Raw genomic sequence first — 18,864 nt, forward strand, 5'->3', positions numbered from 1 at the left:
GGGGAATGGTTGTTACGCGGCGTCGATAAGCTGGCGGGCCCAGCCCACTACCCACTGGTTGGCAGTCGTGCCATCGATAACGCCACTATTAGAGGCGTACTGCGCATGCACGCCATTCGCGGCAATCAACCCCTGCGCGCGCTCTAGCGCATTAGTCACGTTTGGCGGGGCATCACACACCGAATCATTGGGCGCACAAATCTGGAAAGTGCGATCCGCGAGGCTACCGAACCCATTCTGGCGCGCACCACGCATGGAAGCCCCCGGCACGATGGGCTGAACCAGTCCGGATACCGGCTGAAGGGCAATTTCAGCACCCACACCGCCCACCTTGCGGCCTGGGTTTTGCCCGACGCCATTTTGACGGCGGCCGTCAGCGATAAGGGCCACGCCTGCGATGTTTTCCGCCGGAACCACGCCCTGGCCGCCACCAATCTCATCGGCAACGTCGCCAGCAATCACGGCCCCCTGAGAAAAGCCGCTCACAATGAACTTGGTAGCTGGGCAGCTTTGGTGAACGCTACGCAGCTCGTCATTCATCTTGGCGGTTCCCTCATTGCGGGAATCGTCGTAGCTCATCTCATGTTGCGCATTAATGTTTTTAAATTGCGCGGTATAGGGAAGAGTCCAGACTTTCACGTCGTCCCCGTAGGCCTCCTGCAGCGGCTTCGTAATAGACAACATGAACGAGCGCGGGTTCGCAGAAGGATTAATGGGGTCGTCGTCAGCCGCGGACTCCCAGGTACCCGGGGCAGAAATGAACTCCACACGGGGGCACCACTCGGGCTGCTGCGGTTGCGGCGGCGCAGCCTGCTCCGTGGTGTGCGGAGCAGGGGAATCAGTGCCTTGGTTGAGGTAACGCGACGCGCCCACGCCGATGACAGCTAAAACGACGAGGGCCGCGACAACGGTAATAGTTTTTCGCATGGATTAGTTGTACCAGGTAAACCTAGCAAATCCCTGAACGTGCGGAATCCTTGATGAGCTGGGAAAGCTCCTCAAAACTCTGCGTGGCGCGCTGCTGCTCGATGAGCTGGCCAGCAACCGCAGAAATGGTGACCTCATTCTCGTCACAAGCCGCTTTGCCGGCTCCAAGGAGCTGATCCTCTACGCCATCGACGTTAACGCCGGCGTCCTTGAGCTTGTCCAAGTACTTGGCGTCCTGTTCCGGCACCTCAGCGGACGGGATTTCAGAGATCTCGCGCGCACCGCGGTCTTCTTGCGACTTAGAGGTGGCCGTCTCCGAAGAAGAGGAAGGGGCCTCGGACTCCCGCTCGAGGGGCGCGACCTCGGTCTCTTGCGGCGGTTCGCTATCCACCGTGGCGGAATCGCAGCCCGCAAGACCCAAGCACAGCGCCGCGCCCACAACTACTAGCTTGCGCATTGCTACTTCTTCTCGGTCCGAACCTGGCCGAGGACCTCGCTGATCTTGCCGTGCTGGAATTCCTGGCTCAGGCCGCCAGCGGCAATCTCGGAATAGTCAGAGGTAGGCCAACCGAACTCGCCCTGCTCCCAGCCAGCCTGGCCCCAGCGGTCCATGATCTTGCTCTTCAAGATGTAGTGCGCACCAGTCTTCGGGGACCAGTAGATGCTGCCCTTCTCAAAGGTTTGGAAGAAGCCGCCGTTGACGGCGTTCTCACCGGACGTCGGGAAGCCAAGCGCAGATTCAGCGCCGCCCATGTCCTTGTACTTGGCGCCGATAGCGCCGTGGACTACCTGGTTGGAGCCATCCGGGTTACGGGTCAGGATGCCATCCTGGAATTCCTGCATGTAGCCCTCGCCGACCTTCTTAACCGAGCCGGTCGGGTACTTCAGGTCGCCCTTTTCGTAGCCGTTCTTGCCCCAGGCCTGGAACATATCACCGGTAATCTCCCACGCGCCGGTCTCCGGGGACCAGTAGATGGAGCCGTGCTCGAAGTGCACGAAGCGGCCTTTGCCGTCCGGGGTCTTAGACTCGCCGGTCTTAGGGAAGCCCAGCCAGGAGGTAGGTCCGCCGATTTCGGCGTAGCGTGCACCAATGCGGCCGAAGAGGGCGTGCGCACCGGTATCCGGGGACCAGTAAGCGGTACCAGACTCGAAGTCCTGGGCTTTGCCCTTCTTGGCGACGTCGTACTCGTTATTCAAGCAAGAGCCAATGACGCCGCTCTTGGTTTCCTTGGCGATGGCACCAATGGCCTCACAGTCCGCACCGCGATCAGCCTTGTCCATCTCGAGGGCATCTGCGATGTAGGGCCATGCCTGCTGCATCTCAAACTGCCAGTATTCCCAGCTGTGCACGCCGGATGGGCGGAACTTAATCACTGGGTTAATCTTGGCGCGCTTTGCGTAGTCCACATAGGTCTGGGTGGACATGCGGGAAATGACCTCCAAGCCTACGCCGGCGAGATTGGCCTGGCCCTTGGCTACGGAGTTGGCGTTGCCAAAATCGTCCTTGCCCGAACCTGCAGAGACATAGACCTTCATGTCCTTCAGGTTTTCAATGCCCAGCTTCGGATCGTGGTCGATCCAGTTTTGGGAACCTGGCTCACCCCACATCTTGCGGGAATCATAACCGCCGGCATCGCGCTGCGCAGCCATGATGGCTTCCGGCATGCCGCGCGTAGTGGTGTCCAGGTAACCGGAGAAGGAACCCACAAAGTTGAACAGGTGCGGGTTGCGCTCAGCCAAGTTCATCGCGGCGGTGCCGCCCATGGACAGGCCGGTGACCGCACGCTTGTGATTCGAGCGGTACTCATTGTCCAAAATGGGGATTAGTTCCTTGGTCAGGAAGGTCTCCCACATGTAGCGCTTACCGCGGTCTGCCTGCTCCCAGTCCGAGTAGAAGGAAGACTCGCCGCCAACCGGCATAATCAGGTTGACGTTACGGTCAGCGTACTGGTTCAAAATATTGGTCTCGATGGTCCAGCCGGACTCATCGTCACGTGCACGCAGGCCGTCGAGCGCCCATACCTCTGGGAACTTCTTTTCCGGGTGGGAGTACCAGTCACGAGCCAGCTGGATCTGCACCTTCTGCTCTTTGTCCGGCATAGCCGCGGACTTGATGTAGACCATCAGGTGGCGGTTGGTCAGGTACTCCACGCGGTTGATCTTCACGCCCTCCGGCAGGCCCTTAACATCCGGGTATTCGGTGTTCAGCGGGGTGCGAGCGGGCGGCTCCTTGGGCGCGAAATGATCGGACAGGCTGGAATCGCCGCCGATTGCGGAAGAGAGATCGCCTACGGAAGATTGTGCGGTGGCGTTTGGCAGCAGAGCCAAACCCACGGCAATAGCGGTAGGTACTGCGGCCACTGCAAGGCCCTTGCGAGCTTTGCTCGGGGAAGTGCTTTTGCGCATAGGTAAACATCCTTGAAGATTTGCCGCGGTACCTTTCCGAGGGTTCCCCTCCCCCGGACCGATGCCTGCGGCGTGAGCTGTCTATCGTGTGCTCAAGTTTAAGTTGAACTTGAGACTTACGCTAGACTGACACGCCGCTACATTGCCGGGGAGTTGCCCGGGTTATCCTGTCCGCTGACGCGGTACAGGTGCTCGTTAACAAACTCGCCGACGCCCCAGCGTGCCAGCTCGCGGCCGTAGCCGGAGCGGTTCACACCACCGAATGGCAGGCCTGCTGCGGTTACCGACGCCTCGTTGACAAACGTCATGCCATCGTTGAGCTGGTTTGCTACCTCGAATGCGGCATCCAGGTCGGTACCCCACACGGAGCTGGACAGACCATACTCCGAGTTATTGGCAATCTCGATAGCCTCTTCAACATCCTTGGCCTTGTAGACAATCGCCACTGGGCCGAAGATCTCGTTGCAGCCTACGTCGGCGGATGGGTCGACGTCGGTAAGCAGGGCAGGCTCCATGTAGGCGCCCTCGCGATCGATCTTCTTACCACCTACGCGAATCTTGGCGTCACCATTGGCCGCGGCCTTTTCCAGGCGCTCCACAATCTCATCGCGAGCACCGATGGAGGACAGCGGACCAATGTCGGCATTCTCGTCGTCATAAGTGCCGACCTTCATGTCCCCAATCTTCTTCTCCAGGTACTCCACGGTGCGGTCGTAGAAGTCCTCCAGAACAATGAGGCGTTTTGGCGCGTTGCAGGCCTGGCCGGTGTTGTACATGCGGATCAGGCTGTACTGATCCAGTACCCACTCCAAGTTCTGATCATCAATAATCAGGAACGGGTCGTTGCCGCCCAGCTCCAGCACGGACTTCTTGTAATTTTCGCCAGCGGTCTTGGCCACGGCAGAGCCTGCAGCCTCCGAACCGGTCAGCGAAACACCCTTGATGCGCTTATCCGCTACAAAGGCATCCATCTGGGAACCGGAAGCGTAGATATTGATGTACGCGTCCTTCGGCAGACCAGCCTCTTCCAGAATGTCCTGGCACGCCTGGGAAGACAGCGGGCAGATGGAAGCGTGCTTGAGCACAATGGTGTTACCCAGCAGCAGATTAGGCGCCGCGAAGCGGGCTACCTGGTAGTACGGGAAGTTCCACGGCATGATGCCCAGCAGTGGACCGATCGGCTCCTTGCGCACTACGGTCTTGTCGGCATTCTGTGCCGGCAGGTACTCGTCGGCAAGCAGCTCGTGCGCGTGCTCGGAGTAATAGCGGTAAATATCGGCAACAATCTGTACCTCAGCCTTGGCCCAACGGGTCAGCTTGCCCATCTCGCGGCCGATATGATCGGCTAATTCATCAATGCGCTCTTCATAAAGATCAGCCGCGCGGGACAAAACCGCAGCACGCTCCTCGATGCGAGTGGTCCGCCATGCATCGTAGGCCGCGGTGGAGCGGTCTAGAATGTCATCGCGCTGCGAATCATCGATACGTTCAAACTGGTCTTCACTCTTGCCTGTGTTTGGATTCTCAATAGCGAACATGCGCCCCTGTATAGTCCCAACTCACAAGCCTTGCAATGATCCCCTCCTAAGCTTGAGGAATCGCTCCCACGTCAGCTTCCAATGAATATTCCGGGGTGCGAGAGGACCTGCCGCTCGGTCCACTTCGTAAGTACCATCCTCAAACATCCAGACAATATCTCCGGTAAACGGGTCCATGATGTATCGCACCCGACCATCCGTCTTCACGTTATGGTGATGCTGGCACAGGCTCACCAGATTTCCCACACTGGTAGGCCCTTTGTCGCCGTACTCCACTCGGTGATCCAGTTGACAATAGTGCGCTGGCATTGAACACCCTGGCCACCGGCAGGTCGCATCCCGTCCCTGCACCCAGGCACGTATTTCTTCTGAGGGAACATACTTTTCGACGTCCTTGGCGGTTAGAGTTCGCACCGCAGAGTCATGTGCTAAGTCCTCCCCCAGATCGCACCATCCGGCGCTAGGAATAAAAACGCGGGAGGGATCCTCGCCGGTACGATAGGTGTTAATCACCACCTTGGTACTAGTGCGGTTAAAGATCAGATTTTCCAGCGCTTCCGCCTTTGACACCCCGTCTTGTGCTGCCGCTTTATCAACATGCCTGGAGATCGCCACCGCAGTGGCCTTATCTGTCTTCAACACGATCGTGGCTTGTCCACCCGAATAGGACACCGACACTGCACGCTCGATTTGCGCCGACAAATCTGGCTTCAGCAGCCCATCAATGAATCCGCGCAGGAAATTTCGGATTTCCGGTTCCGTCGGCACATGCTGTCCTGGGTCTTTGGGCGTGAGGAAATCTGCCAAGGCCGCATCAACCAGTTGGATCTGCGCTTCGCCCTCGCCGAGGGGGCGCAATTCCACGTCAATGACTTGGAGTCGCGGAAGGTCCAAAATCCAGTGTTCCGTTTGTACCGCGGTAGTAAGCGGCAGTTCGCGCATCCGAAAGTGGGCTTGGATCGCACTTGATACCCGCCATCGCGAAAGACCGAGCCTCTTAGACAACACGGCCAGCGTGCAATCAACGTCGTCTTCTAACTGTGGCAACACTGCCTGGAACAGTTGCCATGATTGAATTCTTTGCACCATGGCCATGACACACACGGTGTCTTCCATGTCATTGGTAGAAAAATACGCCTGTTTTGGTGGTGCGGTAGCAGTAGTCACGAAATCTCCCCCTCTGAATAATTTCGCACACCCAATCGAACTGACATCCATAGAATACCGCAATGCCGAGACACCCGCAATAGTTAGACGCATATTTGTTCGATATGCTGCGCAAAAGAAAATCCCCCTTCCATCAGGAAGGAGGATCAGGCCGCGAGAATTACCAGGCGTTCATAACGTTAAGCACCTGGGGCTTAGAACGGTTGAGCTGGTAGCCAAACTGCTCCCAGTTGTGCAGCCCCTGGGCCGGGTAGCTCACGGTTGGATTGAGACCCTGCAGGCGAGCGGCGCCTTCCCACACGCGGGTGGTGATATTGGAGCCGACCTCAAGTGCGGCACCTGCCGCTTGGTGCTCCGGCAGGTAGTGGCTATCGCCGGCGCCTGGGACACCAGAGGCTGCGGAGATGTACAGGTTGGTATTGCGCAACTTCGGAATAAGCAGCAGCGGATCGTTCTGGAAACGCTTCGGGTTAAACAGGGAACCGTACATAGCGTTGATGTTGAATCCGCCCGCATCCAACATGGCTAGACGCATGAATGTCTGTGCACCGGGGACAGTTGTAGTCAGGAAGCCGGAGTAGGACAGCGCCTGACGGAACTGGTTCGGGTGCTTAGCAGCCAGGGTCAGAGCGGCACCAGCGCCCATGGACAGGCCAGCAATGGAGTTATTGTTGCGGGCAACACCGAAGTTGCGCTCCAAGTAGCCAGGGAGCTCGCTGGTCAGGAAGGTCTCCCACTTGTAGTTGACCGGATTTTCCAGGTCGTAGGTAGCAGGACCCTGCCAGTCAGCATAGAAGGAAGCAGCACCACCGACGGGCATAGCGAGGGTGATGTTGTGCGGCTCGTAGGTCTTGGCAGCATTAACGTCATTTACCCATGCGTTTGTGCGCTCGGTGGCACGCAGGCCATCCAGCAGGTAAAGGGCAGCATTGCCGCCACGCTTTGCCGGCTGAACCTGCACCGGAATGGTGCGGCCCATAGCCTGGGACCATACGTCGCAACGCTGGACCCACCAGCCGACCTTGTCCCACTCACACGTACCAGTGGCGTCACGGCGCAGCCAGTCGCGGTTGGCTGCCTCTGCCGGCTGGGAACCCGCCACGACGGCCAGGCCCAAAGCTACGGCAACTGCCATGATGACTGAAAGGACGCGACCCTTGATGGATGCAGTCATCTTTCTCCTTCAAACTACTCGGTGATTGTCACTAAGTTCTATCGTCCGGAACCTGTATACCGTTAACGTCACGGATCGATAACAATGTCACAGAATAGTGTAACTTAGGTTCCCCCTAAAGTCTGCATTTAAAGGGATTAACGCAGGTAGTCAGAGGGATTAGCAGAAAAAGTGAGGGTCCGGCCGTCGGTCAGGGAGAATTTAATATTTTTCCAGAAACGGTCCCAAGTTAGGGGTTCCCTGTATGTGGCGAAGAGTTTCTGAAAATCGGCGTCGGCAAGCGCGGCGCGAGCCTTGGCCGCCTCGTACTTATCAATCCACGCCGGGATCTCGTCAATATCGGCCGCGGAATCTGCCACCTGCCACGACATATCCAAGCTCTTGTCGTGCCCAATGCGTCCGCCCTCGATGCGCGGCTGGCGCGCTGCCAAAGGGTTGCTGAGGCCAATATTGTCCAACACGCGAATATCCAGCGGCGCATTCATGGAAGACAGGCCCAAATTGAGCAGGTAAACGGTCGGCGGATCGGTGCGCGAAGGGTCTGCAGGCGTGGCCGTCCACGAGAACCTATCTTCGCCCTTGATATAGCGGAAGGTCATGGCGTCGCCGGCCTCTAGCTCGTCGATGCCCTCCTGGTAGTCCTCCATAAACTTGGCACCAAGGAACTCTTCGGCGCGCATGGGAGGATCCTGGCGCTGGGTAGCATAGGTCCAGAAATCGCGCTCGTCCACGATGGAAATTTCATCCGCATAGATGCTGCGATCCACCGGATGGCCGCGCAGAACGATAACCAGCGCCCACACCGCGCAGAGGACGGAGACGATCCACATGCGTACGCTAACGACAAAAATCGGAAGCAGAAACGCAAAAAGTGGCAGCAGCAGCATGCGGCCGTGCATAAAGTCTCCACCCACACGCAAGACGTAAAGCGTATGGATGAGCGCCGCGCCCACAAAAAGATACGTGGCAGTGGCGGTGGATCGCAGAGCCGTGGGGCGCAGGTCCGCCTTCCACAGACCCGCAATGGCAAGCACGACAAGCGGCAGGAAGAGCCAGTACGGTCCGGCAAAATCCGCCAGGTAGGTAAAGCCCTTGCCCCATTCGGAACCCGCCGCGGACTTGGCCACGGCCGTGTGCGGGGTCAGCAGGCCGTAGTAACCCATGCGGAAAATCTCATAGGCCAACGGCAGCGGCACTGCGACGGCAAGAATCTTCCACCAGCGGTGGGATACGAGCAGCACGATTCCCACCAGGCCGCCGTACAGAGCGAGCTCTGGGCGCACCAGCCAGGACAGTCCGGCCCAGAAGGCGAGCCAATAGGCGTCGCTATTGCTCCCGGAGTGGCGGCGCGGGCGCGACCACCGCAGCAGCAGCCACCACAGCACCGCAAGGTAGAAGATGCACAGGCCCCATTCCAGGCCCGAGGTAAAGAAGTCGCGGGCCGGTGGCAGGGCCAAATACACAAGTGCGCCGGCCGGAAGGACCGCTCCAGAGCGCATGCTTGCCGACGCCCCCGTGCCCACAACCATTGCCGCTACCGCCAAGAAAAGACCCAAGTAAATGGCGATGCCTTCCAGGTTTGCGTGGGAAACCCAGCGCACAAGGAAGATGAGGTACTGCCATAGCGTGGAAGTATTGGCCTCCACGCGCTCGCCCATATTGAACACGGGCCCGTTTCCAGCTTCGAGATTGCGCACGGTACGCAGGACGATGAGGCCGTCATCGGAAATCCAGCGGCGAGCGAAGCCGCCCCAGAAAGATAAAACACCGATCACAAGAACGGCCGCTGGGGCACTCCAGCGGGCGATACTCTTGTGGTCGGTGTTAAGCACGGGGAGAAAGTTTATCAGCCCCGCAGAAAATTTCTATATCGATTCCGCTGTGTCTAGAACAACGGCATGATATAAACCGCCATGGCAATGCAGGCAAGCCAAGCCAAGGCGAGAACCTGCAAAGTGCGGTCCTCCAGTGCAATCTCGTCCGGTGCGCCACCCTGGCCGCGGTCCACATCGGCCGCATAGCGGAGGATGGCGATGGTAAACGGCACCATGGAAATCTGGTACCACACGCCACCGGTCTGGGCGTCATTTGCGAGTTCGAAGCCCCACAAGGTGTAGCAGATGACCACAGCGGTGGCGGCTAGGGTCCACACGAAGCGCAGGTAGGTGGGAGTATACCCCTCCAAGGACTTGCGGATTTTCGCGCCGGTCTGTTCTACCAACAGGATTTCCGAGTAGCGCTTGCCAGAGGCCATAAACAGCGAACCGAAGGCCGCCACCAGCAAGAACCACTGGGACAGCTCGATGCCTGCGGCTACGCCACCGGCCATAGTGCGCAGCATGAAACCGGAGGACACCAGCGCAATATCGATCACCGGCATATGCTTCCAGCCAAAGCAATAGCCCAACTGCAACGCGATATAAATCGCCATCACGATAGCCAGCTGCGGGCCGGCAGTGGCAAGGAAAGACAGGCCAATGGACAGGCCGATGAGCACCACGGCCATGACATAGGCGAGCTTAATTGGCAGCACGCCCGAGGCAATCGGGCGGAAGCGCTTGGTCGGATGCTCTTGGTCCTCGCGCCAGTCCTTCGCATCGTTAATCAGGTAGATGGAGGAAGCGCCGAGGCAGAAGACGACGAAGGCCAAGAGGACGTCGAGAAGCACGCGGCCATGGAACAACGCATCGGCGCCGGCTGCGGCGGGGGCGGCGAGCACCAGGACGTTTTTGACCCACTGCTTGGGGCGCAGGGCCTTAATCATGCCATCGACAAGATTCTTCGGCGGCTTGCGCTTGCGGCCGGTATCTACGCCGGAGGTGTGCGGTTCCGAATGGAAAAAGTGCTGGTTTCCATCATCACTCATGCTTCATTCCTTTCATCACAACCTCCGCGGTAGCAGCGCCGATGGCCGCACCCACGGCCGTATCTGTTGGGTAGTGCACTCCGAGCACCATACGCGATGCCATCATTACCGGCACGCCGAAAAGGGGCGCCTTGCGGCCGGTCAGGCGGCTTACCGCCACCAGGAATGCGGTGGTCGAAGTCGCGTGCGAGCTGGGAAAGGAGAGCTTAGAGGGCGTTTTTACTCCCACGCGCACGTACGGATAGTCCGGGCGCTTGCGGCGCACGATGCGCTTGAGCACCACGCTGGCGGCATGCGCGAGGAAGGCGGCGGCCCCAACACGGACCCAGCCTTCGCGGCGGCGCTTGTCGATGCCCGCCCCTACCGCAGCGCTGCCTATCCAGCCCAAGGCATGCTCGCCCCAGTGGCTAAGCCCGCGGGCGGTGGGAAGCACGCCGGGCACGTCGAAGGCCGCACCCTGGATGGATTCGAGGACGCGCGATTCTGCTACAGAAAGCTTATTGGGCATCGAAGACCTTCTTCCAGGACTCGCGCGAGGTCAGCTCCGGCTGTGCTGCGCGGTATTCGGCGCGCAGGTCATCGAAGTTTTCCTCGATTTCCTTCAGCAGTTCGCGGGTCTGGGTCACGAGGTCCTTGGCTAGGTCGCGATCACGCTTGCGGAAGGCCACGCCGGTGCCACCCGCGGTGGACACAGTGGCCGAATCTACGCGGGACAAGGTGAACCAGCGGGCCTCGTCCGGGGTGAGGTTGAGCTGCGGCGCCTCATGGTGCGCAGCGTCTTCCTTGCTGACGAGGTGCTTGAGGCCCTTGATGGCCCACGGGATCTTCTTAATCTTGGCCAGACGGCCGCCGATATTGCGGGTGGGCACGCCCGGCGCGCCAGTGGGAGATGGGAGCTCATCGGCGGATTCCAGGATGACGGCATCGGAATAGTTCTTGCGGATCTGTGCGATGCGCGGCAGTGAAGACTCCAGGATGTCGAAGAGATGGTCCGGCCCGGCCAGGAAGTCCCGCATGGCCTCAATTTGGATGGCCATGGTGGAGTATTCCATGCACATGGTGTGCTTGAGGGTGGACTTAAAGATGGACTTGGTAATGCCCTTGGCCGGTCCCTCGTGGTACATCGCGGCAACGATGAGGCGGTTGCGCAGGTGGAAGTAGGCCTGCCAGTCAATGGCATCGTCCTTGTCGGCCCAGGCCATGTGCCAGATAGCGGCGCCCGGCCAGGTCACCGTGGGGAATCCGTTGCGCGCAGCGCGCAGGGAGTACTCGGTATCGTCCCACTTGATAAACAGCGGCAGCGGCTGGCCGTTGGTTTCTGCCACGATGCGCGGGAAGAGACACATCCACCAGCCGTTGTACTCCACGTCAACGCGGCGGTGCAGCGCGCGGGAATCGTACTTCTTCGGATCCAGGTGGGTTTCGCGGGTACCGATGGCGCGCAGCGGGTACTTAGCAAAGTCGTGGTCGTAGACGGCGTGCGGCGCCGCGCCCCACATGAAATCGGCACGGTTAACCTGCTCGCCGGTAGTGCGCAGCTGGGAGCGTTCCTGCAGGTTAAGCATCTGGCCGCCGACGACAATGGGCTTGGCGGCGTAGCGGGCCGCCTGAACCGCACGCAGTACGGAGTCCGGCTCGATAGCGATGTCATCGTCCATGTACAGGATGAAGGGCGAATCGGTATTCTCCAGCGCCTCGTACATGATGCGGGAGTAGCCGCCGGAGCCGCCCAGGTTGCCCTGGCGGAATTCGCGGAAGCGGTCGCCAAAGTGGGCCACCGCCTCGTCGTAACCCGGCTCATCGGCCGGGTGCTGGTTGCCTTGGTCCGGCATGAGGACGAAGTCGATGATCTCATCTACCACCGGGTCCTCGGCCAGCGCCTTGAGCGCTGCCACGGCATCGGTCGGGCGGTTAAAGGTGGGGATGCCAACCGCCACGCGCTTGTCCTGCGCCGGCTGTTCGGTGCCGTCCGGCAGCAGCTGCGGGCCGGGGGCATGGGGGGAGCACCAGGCGGCGTCGGCAAGCGTGGTTTCCTGCTCGGCGGTGATATCGAACCACAACCAGCCGCCGTCCTCGAAGTTTTTAAGCGGCAGCTCAAACTCGTGGTGGCCTGTGCCTACCAGGTGGTTGGCCACGGAAATGCGCTGGCCATCCTGCTTGGAGCGGTAGAGGGAAATATTTGCCTGGCCCTCAATGTCTAGGCTGAGAATGACGGAGCGCAGCTGCGACCAACGGCGCCAATAAGAAGCCGGGAAGGCATTGAAGTAGGTCTCAAAAGAGGCTTCCTCGCCGGCAGGAATGGTTACGGACGTGCGGTTAAACCAGCTGAGGCGTTCGCGGTTTTGCTCGGCTTCGATGAGGTAGAGCATCCGCACATCAAAGGGCTCGCCACGCTTAGGCAGCAGGATGCGCTGCAGGGGCTCATGGGCCTGGGTGTTGTTGGCAGTCACGATAGCTTCGATTCTCCAAACGGTATAAACAGTAGTCAGCGATTTAGCGTAGTTGCTTTTGCATAAGTACTACGGTTTACACGCGGAGCCCGTATGATGGAACCTCATGAGATGGGTTCCTTGCGTGGCAGCAGTAGGTCTTCTCACTGTAGCCAGCGCGCCCGCCGCTATCGCAGAGGAAAAGCCCGCGGTGGAGTTTCTGGACCACGCCCAAATCCTCAGCAATTCGGACGAAGACGCCATTAAATCGCAAGCACAGTCCATGCATTTGCCGGATTCCGTGCACGAGGTTCTCTACGCTACGTATCCGAATTCAGGCGAGGATTTTTCCCGGACTCTATTCCAAGACTTGGCCCGCGAGCATCCACATTTCATCAGCGGAAGTGAGTTACAGAAAAATGTGCTCGTCATCGCGGTAGGTTTTGAGCCCAATAGTATGGCTGTGCACTGCGGCACAGAGGTGTGCCAAGACATCAAGATTTATGACGAGGGCCGCATGGACGGCATCTTGGACCAGATGCGGCCGGCGCTGGCGGACGATGACTATACCGTCGGCATGATCTTGGCGACGCGCGCCGCCGCGGATACCACCGTGCGCCGGCAATATACGCAGAATGTGCCCACGTGGTCCGTGTTCATTGCTGCTACGTTAGCGATCGTGGTCCTTGGTGCGGTTGGCCTCATTACTTACTTGTTCATCCGCCGCGCCCGAGTGCGCAAGCGCTTCGATTATATTAAGGGCGCTCGCGACGGGGCCGAGGAGCTCATCGCGCGCACGGAGGCGCGGATTAATGCCCTGCATTCCTCCTTGGCGGGCGACTACCTAAAGGTACAGTGGCGCTCTCTGGTCAATCAGTACACTGATGCGCGGCCGACGCTCAAGGCGCTGGAGAACATCCAGGATTATTCCCTGCACGCTGCTTCCATCAAGGAGGCCTACAAAGCGCTCAAGCAAATCAATACGGCCGCAGCACAGATAGATTCCCTGGAAAATTTCTGCACCGGCGATACCGCGGTGCGCGCAGGCGAGGTGCAATGGCTGCTTGGTGACGCCCAAGCGGCGCTCTCCCGCCAGCCCGACAACGCCAGCTTGCGCCAGATAACGCAGCGCATTAATGACCTGTCCCAGGATCTGTCGCGGGAAGACTTCGACTCCGCCTTCGCTCGAGTCCTCAAGGACTACCACCCCATGGTGGGCGCGCTGCCAGAAAGGCTATATCCGCAGCGCGACCGCAAAACTCCCCCGCTTCTGGGGACGCCGGAATGGCGCCCCGGCATGGGCACTCACTACATGCCCTATAGGTTTGCGGGCTTCTGGGTGGCTAACAATAACGTCTCCTCCCAGCTGCCCAACCCATATCGCTTCTAGGCGTTGACCGGCTCGGTTACCGGATCGATGCCCAGCTTGTTGAGCATGTAGAGCACGCGGACTTCGAGGTCATCAGCCAATTCGCGCGTCTCCTCCACAGTATCCGCGGCAGCGATATCCCAGATTTTGATGTCCTTGCCCGCCTCATCGCGCTCGATCTCGCGGCCCAAGAACACGATGTAATCCGGCATCGCTACCGTGCGCACCTCATCGAGGTACTTATTCGGGGCCTCACCCATGCCGCGCTCGTTCATGACGTGGGCAAGGTGGCCTTCCGCTTCGTTTTCTGGGTGAGCAACGGCGGTATCTACAAAGAGGGCGTCACCGGCGTGCTTGCGGGTTAGTTCCGCTGCGGCTTGAGCCAACGCATTATTGGTACCGGCAGCAAAGCGAACGTGCAGGCGGTGAGCACCGAAGTAGTCGCGCACCTCACGCTCCACCAAAAGCGGCACGAATTCATCGAGCTCCGCCTTCTTGGTGTGCTTGGCAATAACCTCATCGAGCTTGGCATCGATTTCCGCGGCCGTGTACTCGTGGCCGTAGTTCTCGTGCAGATCCTGGCGCAGGGTTTCAAACTGGTTCATTGTTAACCCCTTTCTCGGATTATTGTCCCGTTTGATATTTGTTAACCTATAGTTAACTTTAACAGTTAACGTTGGGTTAAGTCAAACGGTTGGGAATAACCCAATAGTTTCTGCACCGAAAAGCGGAAAGGCCCGCCGGGAGTTCCGGCAGGCCTTCTTGGACTGTTCCTTCTTTTTATCGGGAATGCGCGATGCGCGGCTACGCAATTTCAGATGCTCCTGCAGCCGCTCCGGCGACATTTTCCACATGCGGCGGTCAGCCATGCCGTCACCTCCTTTCCTCAGAGGTGATTAAGCATAGCGCTTAGTGGCCACGCTCCTGCTCAATGGCCTTGCCCTCGTTCCAGAAGGGCGCGAGCTTATTATCAAACATGGACAGCGCCGAACCGATAGCCATGTGCATATCCAGGTACTGGTAGGTGCCCAGGCGGCCGCCGAAGAGAACCTTATTATCCTTCGACTCCTGGGCTGCGAGCTTACGGTATGCCTCCAGCTTGGTGCGGTCCTCTGGAGTATTGATTGGGTAGTACGGCTCATCGCCCTTATCGGCAAAGCGCGAATACTCCTTCATGATGACCGTCTTATCCTTCGGGTACTTATCCTTGCGCTCCGGGTGGAAGTGGCGGAACTCATGGATGCGGGTGTAGTCCACGTCCGCATCGTTGTAGTTCATCACCGGGGTGCCCTGGAAGTCGCCGGTATCCAGCACCTCCAAGTCAAAGTCGAGGGTGCGCCAACCCAGCTCGCCCTCGGCAAAATCAAAGTAGCGATCCAGTGGGCCAGTGTAGACCACGGGCGCATCTGGAGACTCGGCGCGCAGCTCTTCGCGCACTTCAAACCAGTCGGTATCGAGGCGGACCTCGATATTGTCATGATCGGCCATGTTTTCTAGCCATGCCGCGTAGCCGTCGACCGGCAGGCCCTCATAGGTGTCGTTGAAGTAGCGGTTATTGAAGGTATAGCGCACCGGCAGGCGGGTGATATTCGCGGCCGGCAGCTCCTTCGGATCGGTCTGCCACTGCTTTGCGGTGTAATCGCGGATGAAGGCCTCATACAGCGGGCGACCGATGAGCGAGATGGCCTTCTCCTCCAGGTTTTGTGCCTCTTCCGGGGAGAATTCGCCGGCCTGGTCCTTAATGAGCTGGCGGGCCTCATCCGGGGAGTAGTAGCGGCCGAAGAACTGATTGATAAGACCCAGGCCCATCGGGAATTGGTAGGCGGTGCCATCGTGCATGGCAAAGACGCGGTGCTGGTAGTCGGTGAAGTCGGTGAACTTATTGCAGTAATCCCACACGCGCTTATTAGAGGTGTGGAAGAGGTGCGCGCCGTACTTGTGCACCTCGATTCCGGTGGTGGGTTCGGCCTCGGAGTAGGCATTGCCGCCGAGGTGATTGCGGCGCTCCACAATGAGCACCTTCTTATCCAGCTGGCTAGCGGCGCGCTCGGCAACCGTTAGACCAAAAAATCCAGAGCCAACAACGATGAGGTCATAAGAAGTCATGGTCTCCACTTTATTGCACTACGGCAGCTGACACGGCGCATCGGCGTGTCGCAACAGATTTCACAGAAGTCACAAAAGTACCATCACTATCAACTCTTAACTTTTGGCAACCGTTTTTACAGCTGCACAACCCTAGGGAGATAACAGTGCAACAACGACGTCGACTAGTACCCACCAGGTCAAAGTGGTCCACCCCCGTCATCGCGGCGGTCACTTCCATCACGCTCGCCGTAACGGCCGCATTCGGCGGACAGCAAGTTCTCAAGACCCAAGACTCCGGCAACGGCGGCCCCATTGAGGTCAAAAATTCCTCCTCTAGCTTCAGCGACGGCGAATCCATCGTCGTCGATGACCCAGCCGTAGCCGCACAGGGCGATGGCGAAAGCCGCCGCGCGGTCAAGCAGTTCCACCGCGACGAAGCCTTCAACATGTTCGCCGTCACCTGGGAGGGCAAGCGAGATATCAACTCCTTCGTCCGCTCCAAGCAGCAGGACGGTTCCTGGAGCGAGTGGCTGCCCATGGACGCAATGAATTACACCGAAGGCAAGAACGGCACCGAGCTCATCTTCGTGGGCGATACCAACGATGTGCAGGTTTCTATGGCCAACGTTGACCTCGTGACCGGTTCCAACCTCGACAAGAAGGAAGACTCCCTCCTGGACAAGGCCGCCAAGGGCGCTGACGCCAATCGCCCCGCGCCGCTTGCGTACAACGTCGGCGATATCTCCCCCGTGGCCGATGAGCGCACCCAGGTTGCGGATCTCGACGCCGTGTTTATCGACGGTAACGCCCAGGAAGGCGAAGCCATCGAGCCCACCGCAGAAACCGCGGGCATGCCCAAGGTGGTCACCCGCGCCGGCTGGGGCGCAGACGAATCTAAGCGCTGCCAGCAGCCCACCTACGACGATGGCATTAAGGCCATGACCCTGCACCACACCGCGGGTACCAATAACTACACCCGTGCACAGGCAGCGGCACAGGTACGCGGCGCCTACGAGTACCACGCGCAAACCCTAGGCTGGTGCGATATCGGATATAACGTGCTCGTGGATAAGTTCGGCACGATTTACGAGGGCCGCTACGGCGGCTTGGACAAGGCTGTCCAGGGCGCCCACGTGGGTGGCTTCAACTCCAATAACTGGGGCATTTCCATGATTGGCAACTACGAGACAGCGGAACCGTCTCGTGAGATGCTCAACTCCGTGGCTGAGATTGCCGGCTGGAAGGCTGCTACCTCCGGCATCGATCCGATGGGCAAGGCTAGCTTGTACTCCGGCGGCTTCTACGGCTCCAAGTTCCCGGCGGGTACCATGGCCACCGTGCCGGCCTTCGCAGGCCACAATGATTTCCACAACACGGCGTGCCCAGGTCAGTACACCATGCGCCACTGGGATGAAATCCGTAAGAACACCAAACGCAAGGCGGATTCCATCAAGTCCGGCAAAAATAGCACGGACCTGAACTGGCAAAAGTCTCCACAGCCAAATACCCCCAAGACTCCGCAGCAGGCGGGCGAAGAAATCATGTCCTCGCTTGGCGAGGTCGAGGTACCGGTCTCCACCATCTCGGCCCTCGCCGGCATTGCGGCCGCGGTCTTTGGCGTCCTCATTGCCAACGATCGTCTGCAGAAGCCAGACACCGACCAGAAGGTGGCGGGCAACCTGACCACCGGCGATATCCCGGAGATTGTCAATAAGGTTGTCCAGGTCTCCAGCAACGAAGGCCTGAAGGAATCGTGGACCTCCGTTCTCAACGCTTTCGGCCCAGTCCTAGGCTTGGCAGTCGGCGGCCCGGATACTACCGACGGCGGCAAGATCCTTTACCAGCTCTTCCAAAATGGCGTGGTGCTCTCCTCCAAGGAGTCCGGCACTAAGGCCCTGACGGGTGAGATTGCCAAGAAGTGGTCCGAGGGCGATAATGCCTCCAAGCTCGGCCTGCCGACCTCCAACGAGGAAAAGAATGGCAAGGAAATCCGCGTGAAGTTCCAGGGTGGCGAGATTGTCTACAACACCGAAACGGAAAAGGTAGACATCTTCACCGACTAGAACCAGCGCTCTAGCACCTTCGCGACGCCCGCCTGGTGGTTAGCCACGGTGACCGCATCCGCGGCCGCCTTAACCTCTGGGTGGGCGTTTTCCATGGCCACACCACAGCCGGCCCACGTCAGCATCTCGATATCGTTGGGCATATCCCCAAAGGCAATAGTCTCCTGCTGGGCGACGCCGGTGTGCTCCGCCAGCCATTCCACCCCGCGGCGCTTAGTCACATTGGGCGCGGCAACCTCCAAGATTCCTTCCTGCATGGAATAGGTCAGGTGCGCGAGCTCCGGATCGATGTAGGGCGCAATGAGCTCATAGAGCTCAGGGGCGGAGTAGTCCGTGTTGCGGATGAGGAACTTCACCGCCGGCTGCCCCACTAGCTCACCCATGCTGACCACGCCAAAGCCCTCAAACAGGGCGTTTTCGGAGTAGTGGCGCTCGACTACGAAGAGGTCCTCGACGGCGTCGGCAAGCGAGCCCCCAGCCCGCTCCGCACCAAAGCCCACGGAGCCAAGTACGGTCTGGGCCACGTCCACCACTTCCGCCAACGCGGCAGGCGAAAGCTCATGGGCGGACATCACCCGATCCTCTGCGGAGTCATACAACACAGCACCATTCGAGGTCACGCATACCGGCCGCACGGGCAGCTGTTCCAGCACCGGGGCTATCCAGCGAAACGGACGGCCAGTAGAAAGCGCAAAATAGGCACCCTGTTGGACTGCCCGCGCTACGGCGTCACGGTTGCGACGCGGGACGCGGTGGTTGCGGTCCAGCAGGGTGCCGTCAATATCGCTCGCGATGAGGCGAGGAGCGCGGGAAGGGAAATTCTCCATACCCGCGAGT

The 18,864-nt window shown here is 59.3% G+C and carries 16 protein-coding genes; 2 read left to right on the forward strand and 14 right to left on the reverse strand.

Annotated elements, in window-relative coordinates; translation table 11 throughout:
- Positions 1-12: 12 nt before the first annotated feature.
- The 10 genes from QP324_RS05620 to QP324_RS05665 form a co-directional block, all read right to left on the reverse strand.
- Positions 13-927 carry a cutinase family protein gene (locus tag QP324_RS05620; protein ID WP_284766623.1) on the reverse strand — a complete coding sequence of 305 codons (915 nt, stop codon included), beginning with the start codon at positions 925-927 and terminating at the stop codon, positions 13-15.
- Positions 928-949: 22 nt separating this feature from the next.
- Complete coding sequence (locus QP324_RS05625; RefSeq protein WP_284814974.1) at positions 950-1,384, reverse strand: hypothetical protein; 435 nt, start codon at positions 1,382-1,384, stop codon at positions 950-952.
- Between the two features lie 2 nt (positions 1,385-1,386).
- Positions 1,387-3,333 carry an alpha/beta hydrolase-fold protein gene (locus QP324_RS05630; RefSeq protein WP_239274020.1) on the reverse strand — a complete coding sequence of 649 codons (1,947 nt, stop codon included), beginning with the start codon at positions 3,331-3,333 and terminating at the stop codon, positions 1,387-1,389.
- A gap of 137 nt (positions 3,334-3,470) precedes the next feature.
- Positions 3,471-4,871, reverse strand: a complete 1,401-nt coding sequence (locus tag QP324_RS05635) for an NAD-dependent succinate-semialdehyde dehydrogenase (protein ID WP_284814975.1) — start codon at positions 4,869-4,871, stop codon at positions 3,471-3,473.
- 21 nt (positions 4,872-4,892) lie between these two features.
- Positions 4,893-6,038: an HNH endonuclease signature motif containing protein gene (locus QP324_RS05640; RefSeq protein WP_284814976.1), complete on the reverse strand. Its 1,146-nt coding sequence runs from the start codon at positions 6,036-6,038 to the stop codon at positions 4,893-4,895.
- 160 nt (positions 6,039-6,198) lie between these two features.
- Positions 6,199-7,212, reverse strand: coding sequence for an alpha/beta hydrolase family protein (locus QP324_RS05645; RefSeq protein ID WP_284766617.1), 1,014 nt, complete (start codon positions 7,210-7,212; stop codon positions 6,199-6,201).
- Positions 7,213-7,349: 137 nt separating this feature from the next.
- Positions 7,350-9,044 (reverse strand): hypothetical protein, encoded by a 1,695-nt coding sequence (locus QP324_RS05650; protein WP_284814977.1) that lies wholly within the window; start codon positions 9,042-9,044, stop codon positions 7,350-7,352.
- Positions 9,045-9,097: 53 nt separating this feature from the next.
- Positions 9,098-10,078: a decaprenyl-phosphate phosphoribosyltransferase gene (locus QP324_RS05655; protein ID WP_250409107.1), complete on the reverse strand. Its 981-nt coding sequence runs from the start codon at positions 10,076-10,078 to the stop codon at positions 9,098-9,100.
- Positions 10,071-10,586 (reverse strand): phosphatase PAP2 family protein, encoded by a 516-nt coding sequence (locus QP324_RS05660; RefSeq protein ID WP_284814978.1) that lies wholly within the window; start codon positions 10,584-10,586, stop codon positions 10,071-10,073. Before QP324_RS05660 ends, QP324_RS05655 begins: the two co-directional genes overlap by 8 nt.
- Positions 10,576-12,528: a glycosyltransferase gene (locus tag QP324_RS05665; protein WP_284814979.1), complete on the reverse strand. Its 1,953-nt coding sequence runs from the start codon at positions 12,526-12,528 to the stop codon at positions 10,576-10,578. Before QP324_RS05665 ends, QP324_RS05660 begins: the two co-directional genes overlap by 11 nt.
- Before the next feature lie 124 nt (positions 12,529-12,652).
- On the opposite strand from QP324_RS05665, the gene QP324_RS05670 reads away from it, so the two are divergent.
- Positions 12,653-13,897 carry a hypothetical protein gene (locus QP324_RS05670; protein WP_284814980.1) on the forward strand — a complete coding sequence of 415 codons (1,245 nt, stop codon included), beginning with the start codon at positions 12,653-12,655 and terminating at the stop codon, positions 13,895-13,897.
- Here QP324_RS05670 and QP324_RS05675 read toward each other — a convergent pair.
- From QP324_RS05675 to glf, 3 genes are all read right to left on the reverse strand, one after another.
- Positions 13,894-14,481: a three-helix bundle dimerization domain-containing protein gene (locus tag QP324_RS05675; RefSeq protein ID WP_284814981.1), complete on the reverse strand. Its 588-nt coding sequence runs from the start codon at positions 14,479-14,481 to the stop codon at positions 13,894-13,896. The genes QP324_RS05670 and QP324_RS05675 overlap by 4 nt on opposite strands.
- A gap of 81 nt (positions 14,482-14,562) precedes the next feature.
- Positions 14,563-14,745 (reverse strand): DEAD/DEAH box helicase, encoded by a 183-nt coding sequence (locus QP324_RS05680; RefSeq protein WP_239278600.1) that lies wholly within the window; start codon positions 14,743-14,745, stop codon positions 14,563-14,565.
- Between the two features lie 40 nt (positions 14,746-14,785).
- Complete coding sequence (gene glf / locus QP324_RS05685) at positions 14,786-15,982, reverse strand: UDP-galactopyranose mutase (protein ID WP_040425343.1); 1,197 nt, start codon at positions 15,980-15,982, stop codon at positions 14,786-14,788.
- 146 nt (positions 15,983-16,128) lie between these two features.
- Here glf and QP324_RS05690 point away from each other — a divergent pair, with 146 nt between their 5' ends.
- On the forward strand, positions 16,129-18,027 hold the full coding sequence (locus QP324_RS05690; protein ID WP_284814982.1) for an N-acetylmuramoyl-L-alanine amidase: 1,899 nt from the start codon (positions 16,129-16,131) through the stop codon (positions 18,025-18,027).
- Here QP324_RS05690 and QP324_RS05695 read toward each other — a convergent pair.
- Entirely contained in the window at positions 18,024-18,854 is an 831-nt protein-coding gene (locus tag QP324_RS05695; RefSeq protein ID WP_284814983.1) for an HAD family hydrolase, read from the reverse strand. The two genes, QP324_RS05690 and QP324_RS05695, sit on opposite strands and share 4 nt — an antisense overlap.
- Between the last annotated feature and the right edge of the window lie 10 nt (positions 18,855-18,864).

Source organism: Corynebacterium sp. UMB0012, from assembly GCF_030216265.1.
In the GTDB taxonomy this organism is placed as follows: domain Bacteria; phylum Actinomycetota; class Actinomycetes; order Mycobacteriales; family Mycobacteriaceae; genus Corynebacterium.

Excerpts from the sequence above, each read along its gene's own strand:
- QP324_RS05680 (WP_239278600.1), bottom strand. The coding sequence starts at position 14,745 with ATGGCTGACCGCCGCATGTGGAAAATGTCGCCGGAGCGGCTGCAGGAG.
- QP324_RS05675 (WP_284814981.1), bottom strand. The coding sequence starts at position 14,481 with ATGAACCAGTTTGAAACCCTGCGCCAGGATCTGCACGAGAACTACGGC.
- QP324_RS05625 (WP_284814974.1), bottom strand. The coding sequence starts at position 1,384 with ATGCGCAAGCTAGTAGTTGTGGGCGCGGCGCTGTGCTTGGGTCTTGCG.
- QP324_RS05655 (WP_250409107.1), bottom strand. The coding sequence starts at position 10,078 with ATGAGTGATGATGGAAACCAGCACTTTTTCCATTCGGAACCGCACACC.
- QP324_RS05645 (WP_284766617.1), bottom strand. The coding sequence starts at position 7,212 with ATGACTGCATCCATCAAGGGTCGCGTCCTTTCAGTCATCATGGCAGTT.
- QP324_RS05620 (WP_284766623.1), bottom strand. The coding sequence starts at position 927 with ATGCGAAAAACTATTACCGTTGTCGCGGCCCTCGTCGTTTTAGCTGTC.
- QP324_RS05630 (WP_239274020.1), bottom strand. The coding sequence starts at position 3,333 with ATGCGCAAAAGCACTTCCCCGAGCAAAGCTCGCAAGGGCCTTGCAGTG.
- QP324_RS05660 (WP_284814978.1), bottom strand. The coding sequence starts at position 10,586 with ATGCCCAATAAGCTTTCTGTAGCAGAATCGCGCGTCCTCGAATCCATC.
- QP324_RS05695 (WP_284814983.1), bottom strand. The coding sequence starts at position 18,854 with ATGGAGAATTTCCCTTCCCGCGCTCCTCGCCTCATCGCGAGCGATATT.
- QP324_RS05635 (WP_284814975.1), bottom strand. The coding sequence starts at position 4,871 with ATGTTCGCTATTGAGAATCCAAACACAGGCAAGAGTGAAGACCAGTTT.
- glf (WP_040425343.1), bottom strand. The coding sequence starts at position 15,982 with ATGACTTCTTATGACCTCATCGTTGTTGGCTCTGGATTTTTTGGTCTA.